This window comes from Enterobacter sp. 22466, from assembly GCF_052044775.1.
In the GTDB taxonomy this organism is placed as follows: Bacteria; Pseudomonadota; Gammaproteobacteria; order Enterobacterales; family Enterobacteriaceae; genus Enterobacter; species Enterobacter dissolvens.
Window position 1 is genome coordinate 622,478 of the sequence record NZ_JBQENX010000002.1, and the last position, 17,825, is coordinate 640,302.

The window sequence follows — 17,825 nt, forward strand, 5'->3', positions numbered from 1 at the left end:
CTTAACGGCTCAGACGACGCATGCGCTCAGACGGGGTAATGATGTCGGTGATACGCACACCGTATTTATCGGCCACGACCACCACTTCACCCTGAGCAATCAGATACCCGTTGATCAGGATATCCAGCGGCTCACCGGCCAGACCGTCGAGGGCCACGACGGAACCCTGCGTCAGACGCAGCAGCTCTTTAATGGTCATGCGGGTGCGGCCCAGTTCAACGGTCAATTTAACCGGGATATCCATAATCAGGTCGATATCCTGCAGCGTACCGCTGACATCGCCGCCGCCTAACTGCTGGAAGACGGCATCCGCTGCACTTTTGGCCGGGGTCGCTTTTTGCTCGTTTAACGCGTCAGCCCACAGATCGTCCAGTGCTCCGCTGTTTTCATCGGACGGATTGTTCATGTCACTCATTTGGGCTGTTCCTCATTCAGCGAATTCAAAATCGGGTTGATCAAGTGCTCAACGCGTAACGCATACTGGCCGTTAATTGTGCCGTACTGACTTGTCAGCACGGGGACACCATCCACATGGGCAATAATGCGGTCGGGTTTTTCTATCGGCAAAACGTCGCCGGGTTGTAATTTCAGGATCTGGGATAACCGCAGCGGGATATCGGCGAAGCTCGCCACCAGCTCAAGCTGAGAGTGCTGAACCTGGCGCACCAGGTTTTCACGCCAGTTCTGATCTTCATGACGTGAGTTCTCCAGCGGCGGGTTGACCAGCAGCTCGCGCAGCGGTTCGATCATGCTGAACGGCAGGCAAATATTAAACTCGCCGGTCAGGTTACCGATCTCCACGTGGAACGGGGTGTTGACGACGATGTCGTTCGGAGAGGTGGTGATGTTGGTAAATTTCACCTGCATCTCAGAACGTACGTACTCCACTTCCAGCGGGTTAATCGCCTTCCACGCGTCGCTGTAAGACTCCAGCGCCAGCTTCAGCATGCGGTTAATGACGCGCTGTTCGGTGTGGGTGAATTCACGACCTTCTACTTTGGTCGGGAAACGCCCGTCGCCGCCGAACAGGTTATCCACCGCAATGAACACCAGGCTTGGGGAAAATACCACCAGCCCTGTGCCGCGCAGCGGTTTCAGATGGATCAGGTTAAGGTTGGTTGGCACCGGCAGGTTGCGGGCAAACTCATGATACGGCTGAATGCGGATCGCACCCACGGTGATATCCGGGCTACGACGCAGCAGGTTAAACAGCCCCATACGGAACTGACGTGCAAAACGTTCGTTAATGATCTCCAGCGCCTGCAGACGTTCACGTACCACGCGACGCTGGGTATTCGGGTCATAGGGACGAATATCGTTATCGCCGCCAATACCCGGTTGTGGATCATCACTCTTATCGCTGTCGCCGTTGAGCAGCGCATCGATTTCTGCCTGAGAAAGAATACTGTCGCCCATGTCGTTACCGCAGAATAAAGGCTGTATACAGAACGTCAGTGACTTCCTGCTTAGGTTGGCCGTTCACCAGCGGGGTTGCCAGCGTTTGCTTAATAGCGTCGACCAGCTTTTGCTTACCTTCATCGGTGGCAAGCGTCGAAGCGTCCTGACGAGAGAACAGCAGCAGCAGACGGCTGCGCACTTCCGGAAGGTAATCGTTCAGTCGGGAACGGGTGGCTTCATCTTTCAGGCGCAGCGTGATGCCGACATACAGCACACGATCCGCATCACCGAGGTTGACGGTGAAGGTATCCAGCGGGAAGAACACCGGTGCCGGCGGAGGTGGCAGTTCGGCTTTGGCCGCAGCAGTAGAAGGTTTCTGCTGCATGCGCCAGTAACTATAGCCCGCGGTAGCGCAGGCGGCGAGCGTGATTAACACCAGCAGCGGGATCCAGATGGAACGCTTACTTTTTTTGGTGATCGCGGAGTCAGTCATCTGATACGAGCTTCCTGTTTCGGTACAGCTTAATATGGTGATTATCCCGTGTCCGGCTGACGTCAAAGCGTGGAAAAGACGGGGATAATCACGCTACCTCTGGCGTTTAGGCGAAGATGTCTACGGCGCGGTTGCCGCTCGCAGCGGATTGCAGGGCTGCCGGGGTCGGCAGTAACTCCTCGCTCTCTTCAGTAAATCCGCCATGTTGGCCGGAACGCGACGCCTGCTGTTGCTGCTGGGACGAAGACTGCTGCTGCCCGGCAAAGCTCTCGCTGCTGACGCTACTCTGCGTAAGCTGAATGCCGTTTTCCGCCAGTGAGGTACGCAGTACCGGCAGGGCGGCTTCCAGTGCGGCACGCACGTGGCTGTGCGCAGACACCATCTGCAGCTGCGCCTGGTCATTATCCAGCTTCAGCGAAATGTGCACCTGGCCCAGATCTTCCGGGTTCAGGCGCAACTCTGCGGTTTGCTGTCCTTGCTTCGCAAACAGCGTGATGTGCTGGCTCAGGTTCTGTTGCCATTCGTGGGTGCCGAGCGGCTGACTCAGCACCGGAGCGGTGGCAACGGTTGCGGCAGGCTGCGCGGACGCATGGCTGGTAACGATCGGGGCCAGGGTGGCGGTCGGCGTTGAGGATGACGACACGCTGGCGAGATCCTGTTTCTCGGCCGCGACGGCGAGGGCTGGCGTGGCCGGTGCGCTGGCTGGCAGGGAAGGATCGACGTTTGCCGCCTGAGCCTGATACGCGGAAGCGGGCTGTGCTTTTTCCTGGCCCGTCAGCGCGCTGCTCAACGCGTGTGCACCATTTTGCGAAAGCGTTGCGGAGGTCAGGGCAGATTTCGCCGTGATCCCCACACTGCCGGTCGCCGGTGCGGTCACTGCCGTTGGCGTTTGCTGGTGTGGCAGCATGGCCATCAGCGCACTTAAGCCCGCCAGCTCTTCTTCGCTCAGCTCGGTTTTGCTGTCATCCCCGCTATTTGCCGTGGTCAACGTCTTCAGGGCATCGCCCTTTGACGCAGGCATCAGCCCGGAGACCAGCGTCTGTAGCGGCGTCGTCTGCGCTGTTTCATCGCCCGTCAGCGTGGATTGACGCGCAAGCAGATCGGCAATTTTCGCCTGCAGGGTAGACTCTTCCCCGGCGTCCTTCGCGACCTTTGACAGCTTGCTGCCCGCCGCCTTCAGGTCGGCCAATGTCAGCGGCGCATCTTTGCCCTGACCGCTGGCGTCCGTTAAGGCGCCCGCCAGCAGAGAAAGAAAGTCTTGCGCACCGTCGGTGCCTTTCCCCGTTTGCATGCCGCCTGACAGGTCGCTGTCGGTCATCAGCAGTTGTTGCAGTGTGATCATTCCGGTTTCCTCATTGATGCGCGCTGGGCAAACTCATCCATTTTTTTCTGATCCTGGCGGTTTTCCGCCAGCGTCGCTGCGGCAATCTGCCGGTCCTGTAAGGTCTGCCAGGCCTGCAGTCGCTGCTTCTTCTCGCGCCAGAAATTCAGCGCGGTGTCGACTTTTTGGGTCCATTGCTGAAGCTGCTGGCGATGCTGTTCAATCGCCTTCTCCAGCGTCTGAATAAACTGCTGATAGTTAATCCAGCGCTGGCTTCCAATGCCCTGTGTCATGTCAGTATTGAGGTTGGTGCGATACTCATGCTGATAGTCGATTAACATCTTCAACTGTTCTTCAGCCTGCTGGCACCCGCGTCGCATTGCGCCAAGCTGCAATGCGGCATCATCAACTTCTTTTTCAGCCAGATCTTTCAGCGTTGATAACGCGCTGTTTTGCGCCATGACCTTCGCCCTCCACCTGTGTTACACCTGCGGGAAAATCAGCTCCAGAGCCTGAATTGAATCTTCCCAGTCGGCGCGTTCAAAAATGCCTTGTTGCAAAAATGCCTCCAGCTGCGGCCACAGGGTAATCGCTTTGTCGAGCATGGGATCGCTGCCTTTGGCATACGCCCCCACGCTCACCAGATCGCGGTTGCGCTGGAAGCTGGAGAGCAGTTGTTTGAAGTTACGCACGCGGGCGTAGTGCTTCTCGGTTATCAGCGCCGTCATTGCGCGGCTGATGGATGCTTCAATATCAATCGCCGGATAGTGTCCGGCTTCCGCCAGCCGGCGGGATAACACGATATGACCGTCGAGGATCGCACGCGCGGAGTCGGCAATCGGGTCCTGCTGGTCGTCGCCTTCGGTCAGCACCGTATAAAACGCGGTGATGGAGCCACCGCCGCTGATGCCGTTTCCTGCGCGTTCAACCAGCGCCGGGAGTTTGGCAAAGACCGACGGCGGATAGCCTTTGGTGGCCGGTGGCTCACCGATGGCGAGGGCAATTTCACGCTGCGCCATCGCGTAACGGGTCAGGGAGTCCATGATCAGCAGCACGTGCTGACCACGGTCACGGAAATCTTCGGCGATACGGGTGGCATAGGCTGCCCCCTGCATACGCAGCAACGGCGAGACATCCGCCGGGGCGGCGATGACCACCGAGCGGGCGCGGCCTTCCGCACCCAGAATGTTTTCAATGAAGTCTTTAACTTCACGACCACGTTCACCGATCAGCCCCACGACGATCACATCGGCCTGGGTGTAACGGGCCATCATGCCGAGCAGGACCGATTTACCGACCCCTGAGCCGGCGAACAGCCCCATACGCTGGCCGCGACCGACGGTCAGCAGGGCGTTGATCGGGCGCACGCCGGTATCAAGAACATGCTCGATCGGGGTACGCTGCAGGGGGTTAAACGGCTGAGTGATCAGTGCGCCGGTTTCGGTGGTGTCCGGAGCGGGCAGGCCGTCGAGCGGTTTACCGCTGCCGTCCAGCACGCGGCCCAGCAGGGCGGGGCCGAGCGGGAGCTGCTTACCGCTTTGCAGACCATCGCCGATGATGTTTTTCGCATAGACGCGCGCGCCGGGCAGAATGCCTTCCACCTCTTCAAGCGGCATCAGGAAAAGACGCTGGCCGTTAAAGCCCACCACTTCGCTTTCCACTTCCCGCGTTTCCTGCCCATCCTGGCGCTCGATTACGCAGGTGGCCCCCAGAGGCAGCTGCAGGCCGGTGGCTTCCAGCACCAGACCGGTGGCACGGGTCAGGCGCCCATAACGACGAACAGATGGCAGTTGCGCCATCTTCGTTTCAAAGTTATCGAGCGTGTTGAGCCAGCGAGTGAGGCGTGCGGTCATCAGACGACTCCCGGTGCCGCCAGGCGGCACAGTTCCTGCCAGCGGGTGGCGACGCTGGCATCCAGATCGCCTTCATCGGCGGAGACTTTGCATCCACCGTGATGTAGCGACGGGTCACCGCGCAGACGCCAGCCGTGCAGGCTCAGGGTGGCACCCAGGCTCTCTTCCACGCGCTGAAGATCGTCCGGGTGAACCCGCAGCTGCGGTTTCCCGCTGAACAACGGCTCTTGCTGCAACAGGCCCTGAATTTGTTTGATCAGCGCCGAATTATCGACCACCGGCGTCTGACCGATCACCTGACGGGCTGCTTCCAGCGCCATCTGCATCAACCGGGAAGCAATCACGCTGTCCAGCGCATCCAGGGTGTGCTGGAACTCGCTGACCAGCTGCTGCATACGGGCATGGAGAGGCGCCTGTTGCTGGCGCGCCTGCTCAATACCCTGTTCTAACCCTTTCGCCAGACCTTCCTGATAACCCTGGTCATGGCCTTTCTGTCGGCCTTCGTTCAGACCTGCATTAAAACCCTGCTCATGCGCCTGCATTTGTAACTGCGCCAGCATCTGCGTGCGCTGTTCTTCTTCGCTCAGTTCAGGCACCTCGATGTCGGTGTCGCCCTCCTCGGGCGACACGACGACAGCCGGGGTGAATTCAGAGAGGGCAGGGGCCAGATCGTCAGGCGTCCAGCGCTTCCACGGCAGCTCATTAGACATAGGTGTCGTCTCCGCTGCCAATTACCATCTCGCCGGTTTCTGCCAGACGACGAACGATGAGCAGGATCGCTTTCTGTTCGTTTTCCACCTGAGACAGACGCACCGGGCCACGGTTGGCAAGGTCGTCGCGCAGGATATCTGCCGCACGCTGCGACATGTTGCGCAGGAACTTCTCGCGCAGCGGCTGTTCGGCACCCTTGAGGGCGATAAGCAGCGACTCGGAGTCCACTTCCTGGAGCAGGCGCTGGATACTGCGATCGTCCACTTCGACCAGGTTTTCGAACAGGAACATCTCGTCGATAATTTTCTGCGCCAGTTCGCCGTCGAATTCGCGAACCGCCGAAATAACCGCCTCTTCCTGCTGGGTTTTCATCAGGTTGATGATTTCCGCCGCCGTTCTCACGCCGCCCATTTTGCTGCGCTTGAGGTTCTGACCGTCGAGCAGGTTGTTCAGCACCTCGGTCAGCTCCGCCAGCGCCGCTGGCTGAACACCGCCGAAGGTGGCGATACGCAGCATCACATCGTGACGCAGGCGCTCTTCGAACAGGGCCAGAATATCGGCCGCCTGACCCCGTTTGAGGTGGACAAGAATGGTGGCGATAATCTGCGGGTGCTCGTCGCGAATAAGGTCGGCGGCACTCTGCGGCTCCATAAAGTTGAGCGTTTCGATCCCGCTGGCGGTATCGCGCGTTTCGAGAATATCTTCCAGCAGGCTGGCGGCACGCTCTTCGCCCAGTGCCTTGACCAGCACGGAGCGCAGGTAGTCGTTGGCGTTGACGTTGAGCGCTGCAAACTGTTCGGCTTCCTGCTCAAACTCCGACAACACTTCGGTCAGCTGTTTGTTGGAGATCTGACGCACGTTGGCCATGGCCGCACTCAGAATTTGTACTTCTCGCTGGGAGAGGTGTTTAAACACCTCTGCCGCACGATCTTCGCCAATGGTCATCAGCAGGATGACGCTTTTATCGGTGCCCGTAAGCGTATTACTCATGTTCGTTACCCATCCACTGGCGGATGACCAGCGCCACGACGCGCGGATCGTTATCTGACATTTCGCGAATGCGCTGGCTCATGACCTCAGCGCCCATGCGCTGGTTAGCACGACGCTGCTGCATCTGTTCGTCTTTACTGAGGCGAACTTCAACCGCTTCTTCCACTTCCTGACGCGCGTTAATCTGTTCGCGAGCCGCTTTCTCGGCTTCTGCACGACGCTGCAGCTGAGGACGGACGCCCTTACGCCACAGCAGCCAGGCGACAATCAGCACCAGCAGCCAGCGACCTGCGGACATCAGCTGATCGATAAACGCCTGCTGTTGCCAGAACGGCAGCTCACCGCCGGTCTCATCCACCGCGTTGAACGGTGAATTCACCACATTGAGGCTATCGCCACGCTTCTCGGAGTAACCCATGGCTTCACGGGTCAGGTCTTCGATCTGCTTCATCTGCTCAGCTGTCAGCGGCAGCGGTTTGCCATTGGGCAGCGTTTTGTAGTTCACCACCACGGCCACCGACAGACGCTGAATATCACCCACGTTCAGTTTCGTGTGGCGGATAGTCCGATCAACTTCGTAGTTGGTGGTTTCGTTACGGCTGCTGGTACGTGGACCGGCATTGCTGGCCGTCGAGGTGGTGGTCTGCTGATTTTGCTGACCGTTCTGCTGGTTGGCTGGCGGCGTAGAAATAGGCGCCGCGTTAGCCGGGGCAGGCTGGTTAGAGAGTGCGCCCGGCACGCCGCCTGGGTATGCACCGCCAACCTGTTCGTTTTCGTTAACCTGACGTGAACGCATCACCGCCTGAGCCGGATCGCCGTTCGGGCTGTACTGCTCTTCGGTCTGTTCTTTATTAGAGAAGTCGATCTGCGCGGTGACCTGCGCATGCACGTTGCTGTTACCCACGACCGGGCCGAGGATCGCTTCGATACGGCGCTGGAGGCGCGCTTCCACATCGGCGGCGTATTTCAGCTGCGCGTCATTCAGATCGCGACCGGCGGTATTGCTTTGGGTCAGCAGATGACCACTCTGATCCACCAGCGTCACATTACCCGGCGGTAAACCGGCGACGGCGCTGGAGACTAAATGTGTGACCGCGCTGATCTGCCCTTCGTCCAGCGCACGGCCTGGCTCAAGGTTGACGGTGACGGAGGCAGACGGGGATTTCTGTTCGCGCACAAACAGCGACGGCTTAGGCATGGCCAGATGCACGCGGGCGCTCTTCACCGGACCTAATGTTTCAATGGTACGGGCCAGTTCACCTTCCAGCGCACGCTGGTAGTTCACCTGCTCGCTGAACTGGCTGATACCGAATTTTTCCTGATCCAGCAGTTCAAAACCCACCGCGCCGCCTTTCGGCAGACCCTGCTGCGCCAGGCGCAGACGGAGTTCATGGACCTTATCCGCCGGAACCTCAAGCGCCCCCCCGTTATCGGCAAAGCGATAAGGGATGTTCATCTGGGTAAGCTGGGTGACGATGGCACCGCCATCCTGATCGGAAAGGTTACTGTAAAGCGTGCGGTAATCAGGGCTTTTCGCCCACAAGACCATCGCTACAAGGATCGCAATTGCGGCAGCGCCTGCCACGATCAACGGGATTTTAGGATTCGCGCGAAGGCGGTTCATCCACTCGAGTGATTTATTTTGTGGCGCTGTCGATGCTGTTGCAGTCATTGCGCACCTCTTAAATCCTGGTGGTTTACGTTATTCGTGTAGAGAAACAAAACTGACTCCCGGGTCGGCAAACACGACAAAAGTTCCATATTGATGGCCCAGCCATTATTTGATGATTCGTGATTTTCTATGGGTCAAATAACCTGGTTTTTTATCGCTATTTACCGCCATTATCTTATTGACAAGCTGTTAGTCTTGACCGCGTAAAAAACCATCCAGGGGAGAGTCATGGCTATACAGGGCATTGAAGGGGTTATCAGTCAGTTGCAGGCAACGGCAATGACGGCCCGTAATCAGAATGTGGCAGATCAACAGCCGACCATCAGTTTTGCCGGGCAATTGCATGCCGCGCTTGACCGTATCAGCGATACCCAGACCGCCGCGCGTACCCAGGCCGAGAAGTTCACCCTTGGTGAACCGGGTGTGGCGCTGAACGATGTGATGACCGATTTGCAAAAAGCTTCAGTGTCTCTGCAGATGGGGATCCAGGTGCGTAATAAGTTGGTGTCTGCGTATCAGGAAGTGATGGGCATGCAGGTTTAGGTTATCTAACCTAATGATATTTATTATTAATAATCATCCGATCCCACAGCGTGGGGCATGGATGGGGCAAACTCACTCAATTTCTGATTGAGGATGAGTACCTGGTCCTGGTTATTTTCAGCCATCCAGGATCCGTACACCCGGTAAACCATTTGCGCGTCGGTGTGGCCCATTTGCTTCGCGATGAAGTTCGGGTTAGCACCTGCAGCTAACGACCAGCATGCATACGTATGTCGGGACTGGTATGCTCTGCGATAGCGAATCCCGGCGCGCCGCATTGCTGCCTCCCATGACTGGTTGATCGACCCCACAGCGTAATGATGCCCGGCACGGCCATTACGAGATGCGATCTGCGGGTTGAACACGAACGTGCACGGATGCACATCAGTACGTCCATACTCTCGCAGTTTCACCTCAACCTGATACTGCTTACCCAGGCGTGTTAGTTCTGCCTGGCTCTTCAGCACGTCGATAGCTGGCTGAATAAGGTTGATGATGCGGTCCGTTCCGGCCTCCGTCTTCGGGAGGGTGAACTCCTTCGTTAACGTGTGGTTCCGGCGGATCATCATTGTACCCGCTTTCAGGTCGATATCTTCCCAGGCCAGCGACACAAGCTCTCCGTGGCGCACGCCGGTGTACACGGCCAGCGACCACATGTTTTTCAGCTGCTGGTGGGCGCAGGCATTAATCATCCTGACGAACTCCTCACGCGTCAGCGGGTCTGGCTCGCATCGAGAACGCTTAAGCATGGCGATCCCGGTAAACGGATTCACCCGGACATACCCGCTGTCGGCGGCAAACTTAAACATCCCGCCCATGATCTTCATGTAGTTGTTGACCGTTCTGACAGAGCGGCCTTTAACCGGCGTTTTCTGTCCTGCCTTCAGGGTGTGATAACCGGTCAGCAATTCCTTTCTTATAAACAGCAGGTCTTCTTGCGTCACCGCAGATACCAGCCTGTCCCCACCAATCCTGGGCACCATGTTGCGCACTATAGATGTATAGCGTGACATCGCATTGGTGCTGATCTCCATACGCTTCAGCTCAAGCCACTTGTTCGCCAGCTCCACCACGGTGATTTCCTTGCTCTCCACCCCAAACCTTTTCAGGTTAGGCGAGTCAGGGAACTGCGCGGCATAGTTGAAGTTGCCGGTCTTAATCGAAAAGCACACCGACGCGCGCAGCTCGCCAGCGACATTTCTGTTTTTTGGTGTATCAGGCACACCGAGGCTTTCACGCACCCGGCTGCCTTTATAGATGAACCATATGCGGAGCGTACCGCCGTGGTTCTCCACGCCTGTTGGGTATGCTGACTTAGCCATTGTTCCCTCCTGACGTCCAAGAGCCCGCTAAGCATAAACGGATCCTCATTGGCGCGCACCTGGCTGTTTCTTTTTCAGACTCTCAACCCACTGGTCGATCGCCTTGTGGTTATACAAGCACTCGCTGTTTTCCTTTGGGATGCTGTCAGGCGACATATGGACGTACTCCCTGCCGCAGAGCCAGCTTTTTTTACGGGCCCGCGCTATCGTTCCCGGGCGGAGCCCTGTCATTTTCACAAGCAGGTCTTCTGTCACCCATTCACTTGGCACGATTTGAATAATTTCGCTCATGATCGCTCCTATGACATCGTTTTATAAAATTGCGGCTGGTCTGGTGTGGCCGCACGAAGTTCGTATTCGTAATGGATCTGATAAGTGCCGCCATCCCAAGCGACATAAACCCGGGCCTTATCGTTTTCCGGCTCCAGCAAGCTTTCTATTCTTCCTCTGATCCCGCCGGTCTTCTTCTGGACTAATGCGCCCACATTAAAAGCAGCCATTGCACACCTTCCGGTTCGTGAAGAAATGAGATGAGAGCACCCAGCGCCATAAGTGCAGCGATGAGCCAGGTCATGGGGTTTGAATGCATGGTTAACTTCCAAAAAGAAGCCCGGCGCTGGGCCGGGCAAAATGGATGACGTTGCAGTGCTTTCGCACCCAATAGCCAGCTCATAACTGGCTATCAGTTGCGTCATGGCTGTAGCTTCATCTCATCACTCCACTCAAGCCCTTCTGCGTCATTAACCTCGGATTCATCCAAAGCATCACTAAAAGACGCGGCGACAATCTTCCCACCCATAAACGACATGCCAGCGCTAACCGGTGGCTCTTTACCGTCCTCATACTCAAATACGAACGTCATCTTTCCCATAATTTCTCCTCATGCCGCACGCTGGGCGCGCAGCTTCTTCAGGTGTTCTGCTGTTTCGATTTCTTCGGCGATCCGCTCGGCCTGTGCTTTGGTCAGCGGTTCGAATTCGTGCTGAAAGCGGCCCATGCTGGCAATGCAGGTGCGACCGTTGCGGATGTAGTGGATGACTTCGTGGGTAGAGCGGAGGATTTTGCAGGGCGCGCCGTGGGGATCGGCGTACCAGGTATTAGTCTGGATTATCCTGAACATTGGGCACCACCTTAAATTCGATTACCCAGACCCAGGGGTTGGCTTTCCAACTTTCTTCGCCGTATATGGATTCCCACAGCTGCGCAAAGTTGTCATATGGAGTCCATACTTCACCGCCACTATCTGGGTCAGAATATGTTGGCCGCCATCCGGTAAGCTCCATGCCTTCAGCTTGCGCATCCTCCTGGCTGATACTATTCAACCGCTCCACCCGAACGCCGGTAACTTCCAGCAGAATGCGACAGGCTGCGCGAGGCATGTGGATAGATGGCTTCCAGCACGAACGGCCATCTTCATAGCCATCGTCATCACCCCAGGTAAAATCCCCGTCTGCTGCGTAGATAGCATGACCAGAGTAGTAACCATTACCAAAAGGCATTTCGTGAATGTCGGTGGCGGGACGGTCAGGGCTCCATGGCTGAATGCGACCGTCTTCATCCAGTTCATGGCTCACTACGCCCCACGTCTCCCGCACCCAGATGCGATCGCCGACGGCACCGAAAGGGCAGGTGTAGCCTTCATTCTCATCAGCAACGCCAAACACATCTTTCTTTGCAGGCTGCAGGTATCCGTTTTTATCGACCACGCCAGGCGTGTACCAGTGGGCGTTTAAATCCAGATCGTAACCGTTATGCGTTGGGTGGAAACCATCAGACGGCTGATCCTTCATGATGCGCCGCGTCTGCGTCTTCCTGCCGTCGAGAATGGCCCGGACCATCTCGCCGTTAAAAATCATTCCGCGCTCTTTCACTGGATCCCCCTCTGCTTATTCCTCAACTCGATCTCTTCCTGGCAACTCGCGCACGTCTGGCAGCCTCGAACGGCAGCGCGCCGCGGCTCTGGGATATCCTCGCCGCACTCCGCGCAATGCTCTGCTGATACGGCGTTGTGGTCGATGCGGTGAGCGGAAAGGGCAGCGTTACGCTGAAGCTCTTCAATCTCTGCTGCGGTATCGATGATGTCCATGGTCAATGCTCCCGGAACTGTCGGTTAATTCGGTTGAAGGTGAACGCCAGCAATAAAAAAGGCCGCGATAGCGACCTTGTGATTAGTACCTTGATATTGGCGTTATCTGTTTCTGGGTTCATATCCCCTCCATATAGGCCCGGATAAATTCAGCCGCAGCCTGTGCGTTTATGGCGTTACCATAGCCTTTGAGTCGGCCGACGCGGTTGCTGCTTGCCACTCTTGCCACCCAGGACTCGACCAGTCCCAGGCGCGCGGCAGCCCCATCAACCAGCGGGAATGTGCCGGGTTCAACTGGACGCCATTTGCCATCTCGACATAAGAGCCAGTCCGCATCTCTCCAAAAACCGTTAACCTCAAGGGCCCGGCAATCCCTGCGAAGTCCTGCAGACGCTGCTGGGTCTTGCTGCCGTCCTGTCGATACATGTTCATTGCCGCATCCACTGATGGCGATCGAGTATTGCTTGTCGTCGGTGTTACCCAGCCAGACATCTTCACCAGTCCGGCAAGATTCTCCAGCCCTCTCTTTGTTTCTGGCTGATCCTTTGTGTTCGCGACCGGCGTCGGCCAGCCAGACAGCATAGTCGCCGTCTGAATATTCATCCCGCCCTGGCGCCCAGACGTTCCCGCGCCGGTCACTGATGACGCTGTCGACGTTGGCCACCCAGTAGGCCCGCTCTCTGATGTGCGGCGCACCGATGCCCGCTGACGTAAACGGCACAAGCCCGAAGGCGTAACCCATTCCTTCCAGGTCTGATTGAACAAGGTCGAACCATGTGTTTGCGTTACCGCTTGCAACCTGTTCGCCAAAGACATGCTGAGGGCCGCACTCGCTGATGAGGTGGAAGAAGTGCGGCCAAAGGTGCCGCTCGTCAGCAAACCCATCTCCTTTGCCTGCCGCGCTGAAAGGCTGGCACGGGCAGGAGCCTGTCCAGACTGGTTTATCGTCAGGCCATCCGGCGAGCCGCAGGGAATGAGACCAGACGCCAATTCCGGCGAAGAAGTGGCACTGCGTGAATCCTCGCAGATCGTCAGGTGTGACATCTTCAATACTCCTTTCATCAACTTCGCCTGGGGCGATATGGCCGCCTGCGATTAAGTTCCGAAGCCACTGGGCAGCGAACGGGTCGATTTCGTTGTAATAAGCTGCTGGCGTCATGCGGCCTCCGTCTTAACAACATCGATGGCGCAGCCGGGCAGCAGTTCCACCGCGGCGGTGTCGCACTGATTTCCCCAGTGGTGCCAGCCCGGCGCCGCGCAGCGGCTAAATAACTCAATGCGCGGCACATCACCGTAAAGCAGCTCCAGCCGGTGGCGCACTTCCCACGGCTTTTCACTATGCGCGCCGAGCGGGCTGTAGACCACCTGCTTAATCCCGGCGTGCTTACGTTCCAGCCCGGCGCCACGGGTGGCAATCAGCAGATCTTCGGTGTTGGCCCGGGTGTGGTTTCCTCCGTTCATGCGCGTCTCGGCGTTAAGCAGATCGAGGAAGTCGTAAAAGTCGATGCATTCACCCTCGGCCAGCGCCTTGTTGATGCGAACCTCGGCGTTCTGATTCAGCTTCACCCAGGTAAAGCCCTTCATTGTGCGAACGGTAAAGCCCCAGGCCTCGGCCAGTTCAATCGCCTCCTGGTTATGCGTTCCGGTGTACCACATCGCCAGCACCGCGTTTTCGGCGGCAAGCTCCCACACCGGCAGGCGCTTAATGTCGATTAGCTTCATGGTTGAGTAGTGATCGGCGGCAGCGCCGTTGCTGATGGTGTTGCCGTAAGACCAGGGCGGATCTGCGTAGATAAGAGAGTATTTTCCGGTCATGCCGCCTCCCTTCTGCGTGCCAGCAACGGCCCGTCGTGTCCTGCGTTAAAGCTTTCAACCATCGCCCGGCAACACGTCGGACAGCAGCTATAAGTCCTTTGCGGCTCTCCGTCGAATTTCCAGTAAGAGGAACGCATAGACGCGGAGAACGTGGCGCAGATATCGCAATGAAAGGCTCCCGTTTCCAGAACCCTCATTAGCTGAGGCTCGGAGAGTTCGAACTTTCTGGCGATAACCGCATGCTCAAGACCGGCATCAAGCAGGGCTTCAATCAGCTGCAGATCGTCGATGGTTAATTTCCCGCAGCGGTAAAGTCCCATGCTGCTGGCCTTCATCTGGATAGACGCTTTGGTGCGTTGTAACCTTTTGCACAGCTCATCCATGTTCATGTAAAGGTAGGTTTTTGACAAAAAGATGGCCTGAGATTCAGGCCAGGGCATTGAGTGCATATGCATTGTCATAACTACTCCTCAAGGCTTTTCGCCAAGATAACTTTGACGAGACGGTCTGCAGCAGATTTCTGCGCCGGAACGGAGGCAATGATCGTTGGCCGGTCTTTTTCGGTATTCACGCAGACACCACCCCATCGGGAAATCAAGAAGAAGTCTTCCATCTCGGAGGAGCCCGCATTACTTGCCAGACCCTCAATCATCTGGACGATATCGACTATTGAGTGGTCAGCCATCAACCGCTGAACGGCGTAGCCGAAGGCATTGATCATCACTGCGTGGAACTGAATGTAGTCACGCTTGTAGTCTGCCTGGCTGGTGCCGTGGCGAATCGCTTCGATCTGCGTCAGGGCCAACCAGGCCTCCCAGATGGATTCGATGTCGCCCATTTCCAGCTGCTTGCTGCCCGCGTTGGCAAACTTGGCCGTCGCGTCGCTAAGCGCCTTGAAGCTCACCCACAACTTACTTTTCGCCGGTACGACGTTGTGCTCGAAGTCTGTCACCTCTGCGAAGGTGTCGTGCTGAGACAGGAACGTCACCATCCCCTGTGCAACTTCATTACGCCCGTCATAGGCCATGTTGATCGCAGCGGAAGGTTTCGAGACGTTGTTATTGATATCGGAGAAGAACTGCTGGCGTGCCTTCAGCGGGAGATTATGGGTCAGCATCAGCGGGATGCTGATTGGTTCTCCATAAGTCCGGCAGAACTCAGCTAATCCGGCAGCGCGGTGCTGGCCGTCGAACAGTTTGATCACCGCATCCATAGGGAAGCGTGCGACGCCCACATTCGTATTGCCAAACTCTTCAAACTCAATATCCGCGTCGCAGTTGCCGACCAGCGGCGGGATGATGAAGGGTTCTTTATTTTGGTAAGCATTGACGAGGTACTGGTAAAACTTCTTCACTCGCGCCTGGTTAATTTCGCGTTGAGAACGCTCGAGCGTGCTGCCGTGATTGTCGGAGGCAAGTATGCGCGTCAGCGCTCGGGCAGGCGCCGTGATCATGTAAGTCGCCGTGCTACCCTGCATGCCGCGCGACGCCGGGAACTCGAAGAAATAATCGCCTACTTTGCTCATGCCGCCTCCTGCCTTTCCCGATATTCCTCAGCGAGCCGCTGCGCCTTTAATGGATTGCTGACCACTTCACCCCATGGCATTAGCCAGCCGTTATCAATGAAGGGAAGGCACAGTGTGCCAACCCTGATGTCGTCTTGAGCGTGAGTCATAGGATGGACTCCATTTCGTCGATGTAGAGGCCCCGGGCAATCAGGCGGCGACGGCGGGCGGCGCGTTCAATGCACTCCTGCCGTCGACCTTCCTGCGATTGCTCAATGGCGCGCCGGGTGAACAGCCGCGATTTACCCTGCGGTGTTACGACCTTTGGCTTCGTGACCAGGTCGAATGTCCGGTCACAGATGCCGTCCTCGTTGAGCCATTTTTCCGACTCAACGATCTGCGCAATCTGTCCGGAGCCGCGGGTAATGCCGTTGGCGACCCGGTTAAACTCGATGAGCGTTACGCCAAGCTTCTCGGCTATTTCGCTACCGGTGACCGGGCGGCCGCGCGTCTGAATCATCCAGATAACGCGCTCACGGAGGCCGGAGAATTGCCCGGTTCGCCCGGGCCGGCGATAGAAGGGTGTGCGTTTCATTTCCACTGCTCCCCGAACGTGAAGCCGATCTCCGCCAGCGCCTCGTCCATCTTCTCGATGAACTCCGGCACCATTTCGTTAAAATTGGCCATGTATTGCGGATCCCGCTCAACGACGACATGGTGAATGCCTTCGCGTTTCATGCGCGGGTCATAGTTGGCAAAGAACCAGGCCTCTTTTCCGGTAACCCACATGCTGTACTGCACCTGGGCCATGTACGCAGACTTGATGGCTTCGAAACCGCCAAGGCGGAATTTCATGAAGTCGCGGGAGGTGAACGGGCATTTCAATTCGAGGCCGAAATCGTTACTACAAAGGCCGTCAGGGGAGCACGCAGTGCGCATGCTCTCGTCACGGAACAGGATCGGAGACTCCGTGACTTTCACGTCAGTGGTGAACTCGAAAAGGGTGCGTGCGTCTTCCTCGTACTGCTTGCCCCAGGCCAGCGCCTTGGCGTTAACCTCTGGCGCCACGCCGGTGCATACCTCGGCGAGTAGGGTGTGGAAGTAGGACATTTTCATATCAGTCCACTTCTTACCCGATCTCGGCTTGGATATGACGTTGTGCACTTCAGAGGCAGTAATGACGCCGAGGCGCAGCCGGTGCCACGCCTCATCGCCCTGTTGGATATTGGTTACGTCAATGCCGGTCCGGCCGAGGATAATTTCTGGTGTCATGCTGCCGCCTTAGCCCTTTTCTGAAGGAAGCCAAACCCTTTCTGAGCCTCTTCTTCAGTGAGTTCTGACGCCTCAAGAATTTGCCGTTTGAAGATGTCGCTGCACAGTGGGAGGAAGTCTTTCTCCCAGTCTTTATCCAGGGTCGTTAAGAGATCGGTTATCGCCTGCAGCGTTTCTTCGCTTGCTGCTGGTGGAAGTGATTCTGTGGTGCTGCGCGGCGTGACGTCACGGATATCAACGTCCAGCGATTTGCCTTCCATTTCTTCGGCCGTGGGCTGCTGTCCAATCTCAGGCCATGCCTTACGCAACGCCTGGGCTTCTGCGCATTTCGCCAGCTGTCCGTATGGGCGCTTTTTCCACATCGCGTTCGGCGCCGTGGTGTCGCGGCCGCCGGTGGCGTAGTTTTCAATCCAATATTCTTTGGCGCTGAACTCGACGATCTCCCCGCTGGGCATGCGCTTGTAGACGGTGTATTTGCACCACTGAGGGAAGGTGACCTCGACACCAGTAAGCGCCTGAGTTACGTCTGGACCGAACTCTGGTTCGCGGGCACCGGCATAATCACCTGAGCGGTCCGCCTGAATGCGGTAAAGCCCGATGCCCGGCATTACCACATCGCGCCATTCGCTTTTACCCGTTCTTGAGTCTTTGACGCTCATCGGCACGAGGTGAACAGGCTTCAGCAACGGATCCAGCTGGCGGGCACGGCAGTAATCGAGCGCCATCATTACCGATTCGTCTTTGGCGCCTGGGTAGATACTGTTCTTCAGCGCGCTCCAGGTAGCGACGTCGATACCTTTTTCCGCCAGCGCGCTCGCTGTGATTGTTAATTCGTTTGCCATCGT

The 17,825-nt window shown here is 57.1% G+C and carries 25 protein-coding genes; 1 reads left to right on the forward strand and 24 read right to left on the reverse strand.

What is annotated here, in order from left to right:
* Position 1 precedes the first annotated feature (1 nt).
* The 9 genes from fliN to fliF all read right to left on the reverse strand — a co-directional run bounded on the left by fliN (position 2) and on the right by fliF (position 8,438).
* Complete coding sequence (gene fliN, locus ACTJJI_RS09560) at positions 2 to 415, reverse strand: flagellar motor switch protein FliN (RefSeq protein WP_008500318.1); 414 nt, start codon at positions 413 to 415, stop codon at positions 2 to 4.
* Positions 412 to 1,416, reverse strand: a complete 1,005-nt coding sequence (gene fliM, locus ACTJJI_RS09565; protein ID WP_014832481.1) for a flagellar motor switch protein FliM — start codon at positions 1,414 to 1,416, stop codon at positions 412 to 414. Before fliM ends, fliN begins: the two co-directional genes overlap by 4 nt.
* 4 nt (positions 1,417 to 1,420) lie before the next feature.
* Complete coding sequence (gene fliL, locus ACTJJI_RS09570) at positions 1,421 to 1,891, reverse strand: flagellar basal body-associated protein FliL (RefSeq protein WP_014832480.1); 471 nt, start codon at positions 1,889 to 1,891, stop codon at positions 1,421 to 1,423.
* Between the two features lie 106 nt (positions 1,892 to 1,997).
* Positions 1,998 to 3,233, reverse strand: a complete 1,236-nt coding sequence (fliK, locus tag ACTJJI_RS09575) for a flagellar hook length control protein FliK (RefSeq protein ID WP_348566783.1) — start codon at positions 3,231 to 3,233, stop codon at positions 1,998 to 2,000.
* Positions 3,230 to 3,673 carry a flagellar export protein FliJ gene (gene fliJ / locus ACTJJI_RS09580; protein ID WP_013097733.1) on the reverse strand — a complete coding sequence of 148 codons (444 nt, stop codon included), beginning with the start codon at positions 3,671 to 3,673 and terminating at the stop codon, positions 3,230 to 3,232. Before fliJ ends, fliK begins: the two co-directional genes overlap by 4 nt.
* Before the next feature lie 21 nt (positions 3,674 to 3,694).
* Entirely contained in the window at positions 3,695 to 5,065 is a 1,371-nt protein-coding gene (gene fliI / locus ACTJJI_RS09585; RefSeq protein WP_014832478.1) for a flagellar protein export ATPase FliI, read from the reverse strand.
* Positions 5,065 to 5,775, reverse strand: a complete 711-nt coding sequence (fliH, locus tag ACTJJI_RS09590) for a flagellar assembly protein FliH (RefSeq protein ID WP_440653800.1) — start codon at positions 5,773 to 5,775, stop codon at positions 5,065 to 5,067. Before fliH ends, fliI begins: the two co-directional genes overlap by 1 nt.
* Positions 5,768 to 6,766 (reverse strand): flagellar motor switch protein FliG, encoded by a 999-nt coding sequence (gene fliG, locus ACTJJI_RS09595; protein ID WP_014832476.1) that lies wholly within the window; start codon positions 6,764 to 6,766, stop codon positions 5,768 to 5,770. The genes fliH and fliG overlap by 8 nt, the downstream gene beginning before the upstream one ends.
* On the reverse strand, positions 6,759 to 8,438 hold the full coding sequence (gene fliF, locus ACTJJI_RS09600) for a flagellar basal-body MS-ring/collar protein FliF (RefSeq protein WP_046888997.1): 1,680 nt from the start codon (positions 8,436 to 8,438) through the stop codon (positions 6,759 to 6,761). Before fliF ends, fliG begins: the two co-directional genes overlap by 8 nt.
* A gap of 228 nt (positions 8,439 to 8,666) precedes the next feature.
* On the opposite strand from fliF, the gene fliE reads away from it, so the two are divergent.
* Positions 8,667 to 8,981, forward strand: coding sequence for a flagellar hook-basal body complex protein FliE (gene fliE / locus ACTJJI_RS09605; RefSeq protein ID WP_014832474.1), 315 nt, complete (start codon positions 8,667 to 8,669; stop codon positions 8,979 to 8,981).
* A 26-nt stretch (positions 8,982 to 9,007) separates the two neighbouring features.
* Here the strand turns inward: fliE and ACTJJI_RS09610 are convergent, their stop codons facing one another.
* The 15 genes from ACTJJI_RS09610 to bet all read right to left on the reverse strand — a co-directional run bounded on the left by ACTJJI_RS09610 (position 9,008) and on the right by bet (position 17,822).
* Positions 9,008 to 10,303 carry a tyrosine-type recombinase/integrase gene (locus tag ACTJJI_RS09610; RefSeq protein WP_440653803.1) on the reverse strand — a complete coding sequence of 432 codons (1,296 nt, stop codon included), beginning with the start codon at positions 10,301 to 10,303 and terminating at the stop codon, positions 9,008 to 9,010.
* 45 nt (positions 10,304 to 10,348) lie between these two features.
* Entirely contained in the window at positions 10,349 to 10,594 is a 246-nt protein-coding gene (gene xisR / locus ACTJJI_RS09615; RefSeq protein ID WP_025913358.1) for an excisionase family protein, read from the reverse strand.
* A gap of 8 nt (positions 10,595 to 10,602) precedes the next feature.
* Complete coding sequence (locus ACTJJI_RS09620) at positions 10,603 to 10,998, reverse strand: hypothetical protein (RefSeq protein WP_440653806.1); 396 nt, start codon at positions 10,996 to 10,998, stop codon at positions 10,603 to 10,605.
* Positions 10,995 to 11,165: a hypothetical protein gene (locus ACTJJI_RS09625; RefSeq protein WP_224213924.1), complete on the reverse strand. Its 171-nt coding sequence runs from the start codon at positions 11,163 to 11,165 to the stop codon at positions 10,995 to 10,997. The genes ACTJJI_RS09620 and ACTJJI_RS09625 overlap by 4 nt, the downstream gene beginning before the upstream one ends.
* 18 nt (positions 11,166 to 11,183) lie before the next feature.
* Positions 11,184 to 11,423, reverse strand: a complete 240-nt coding sequence (locus tag ACTJJI_RS09630) for a DUF4222 domain-containing protein (RefSeq protein ID WP_047051378.1) — start codon at positions 11,421 to 11,423, stop codon at positions 11,184 to 11,186.
* Positions 11,401 to 12,174 (reverse strand): hypothetical protein, encoded by a 774-nt coding sequence (locus ACTJJI_RS09635; RefSeq protein ID WP_440653808.1) that lies wholly within the window; start codon positions 12,172 to 12,174, stop codon positions 11,401 to 11,403. The genes ACTJJI_RS09630 and ACTJJI_RS09635 overlap by 23 nt, the downstream gene beginning before the upstream one ends.
* Positions 12,171 to 12,389: a TraR/DksA family transcriptional regulator gene (locus ACTJJI_RS09640; protein ID WP_440653810.1), complete on the reverse strand. Its 219-nt coding sequence runs from the start codon at positions 12,387 to 12,389 to the stop codon at positions 12,171 to 12,173. The genes ACTJJI_RS09635 and ACTJJI_RS09640 overlap by 4 nt, the downstream gene beginning before the upstream one ends.
* 118 nt (positions 12,390 to 12,507) lie before the next feature.
* Positions 12,508 to 13,548 carry a DNA cytosine methyltransferase gene (locus ACTJJI_RS09645; RefSeq protein WP_440653812.1) on the reverse strand — a complete coding sequence of 347 codons (1,041 nt, stop codon included), beginning with the start codon at positions 13,546 to 13,548 and terminating at the stop codon, positions 12,508 to 12,510.
* On the reverse strand, positions 13,545 to 14,204 hold the full coding sequence (locus ACTJJI_RS09650) for an MT-A70 family methyltransferase (protein ID WP_440653814.1): 660 nt from the start codon (positions 14,202 to 14,204) through the stop codon (positions 13,545 to 13,547). The genes ACTJJI_RS09645 and ACTJJI_RS09650 overlap by 4 nt, the downstream gene beginning before the upstream one ends.
* Entirely contained in the window at positions 14,201 to 14,665 is a 465-nt protein-coding gene (locus ACTJJI_RS09655; protein ID WP_440653816.1) for a hypothetical protein, read from the reverse strand. The genes ACTJJI_RS09650 and ACTJJI_RS09655 overlap by 4 nt, the downstream gene beginning before the upstream one ends.
* Positions 14,666 to 14,667: 2 nt before the next feature.
* The gene (locus ACTJJI_RS09660; RefSeq protein WP_440653818.1) at positions 14,668 to 15,729 is read right to left on the reverse strand and encodes a DGQHR domain-containing protein; all 1,062 of its coding nucleotides are present in this window, start codon (positions 15,727 to 15,729) and stop codon (positions 14,668 to 14,670) included.
* On the reverse strand, positions 15,726 to 15,878 hold the full coding sequence (locus tag ACTJJI_RS09665; RefSeq protein WP_103142246.1) for a DUF1317 family protein: 153 nt from the start codon (positions 15,876 to 15,878) through the stop codon (positions 15,726 to 15,728). The genes ACTJJI_RS09660 and ACTJJI_RS09665 overlap by 4 nt, the downstream gene beginning before the upstream one ends.
* On the reverse strand, positions 15,875 to 16,303 hold the full coding sequence (locus ACTJJI_RS09670) for a regulator (protein ID WP_440653821.1): 429 nt from the start codon (positions 16,301 to 16,303) through the stop codon (positions 15,875 to 15,877). Before ACTJJI_RS09670 ends, ACTJJI_RS09665 begins: the two co-directional genes overlap by 4 nt.
* Positions 16,300 to 16,980, reverse strand: coding sequence for a lambda exonuclease family protein (locus tag ACTJJI_RS09675; RefSeq protein ID WP_440653823.1), 681 nt, complete (start codon positions 16,978 to 16,980; stop codon positions 16,300 to 16,302). The genes ACTJJI_RS09670 and ACTJJI_RS09675 overlap by 4 nt, the downstream gene beginning before the upstream one ends.
* Positions 16,977 to 17,822, reverse strand: coding sequence for a phage recombination protein Bet (bet, locus tag ACTJJI_RS09680; protein ID WP_440653825.1), 846 nt, complete (start codon positions 17,820 to 17,822; stop codon positions 16,977 to 16,979). Before bet ends, ACTJJI_RS09675 begins: the two co-directional genes overlap by 4 nt.
* Between the last annotated feature and the right edge of the window lie 3 nt (positions 17,823 to 17,825).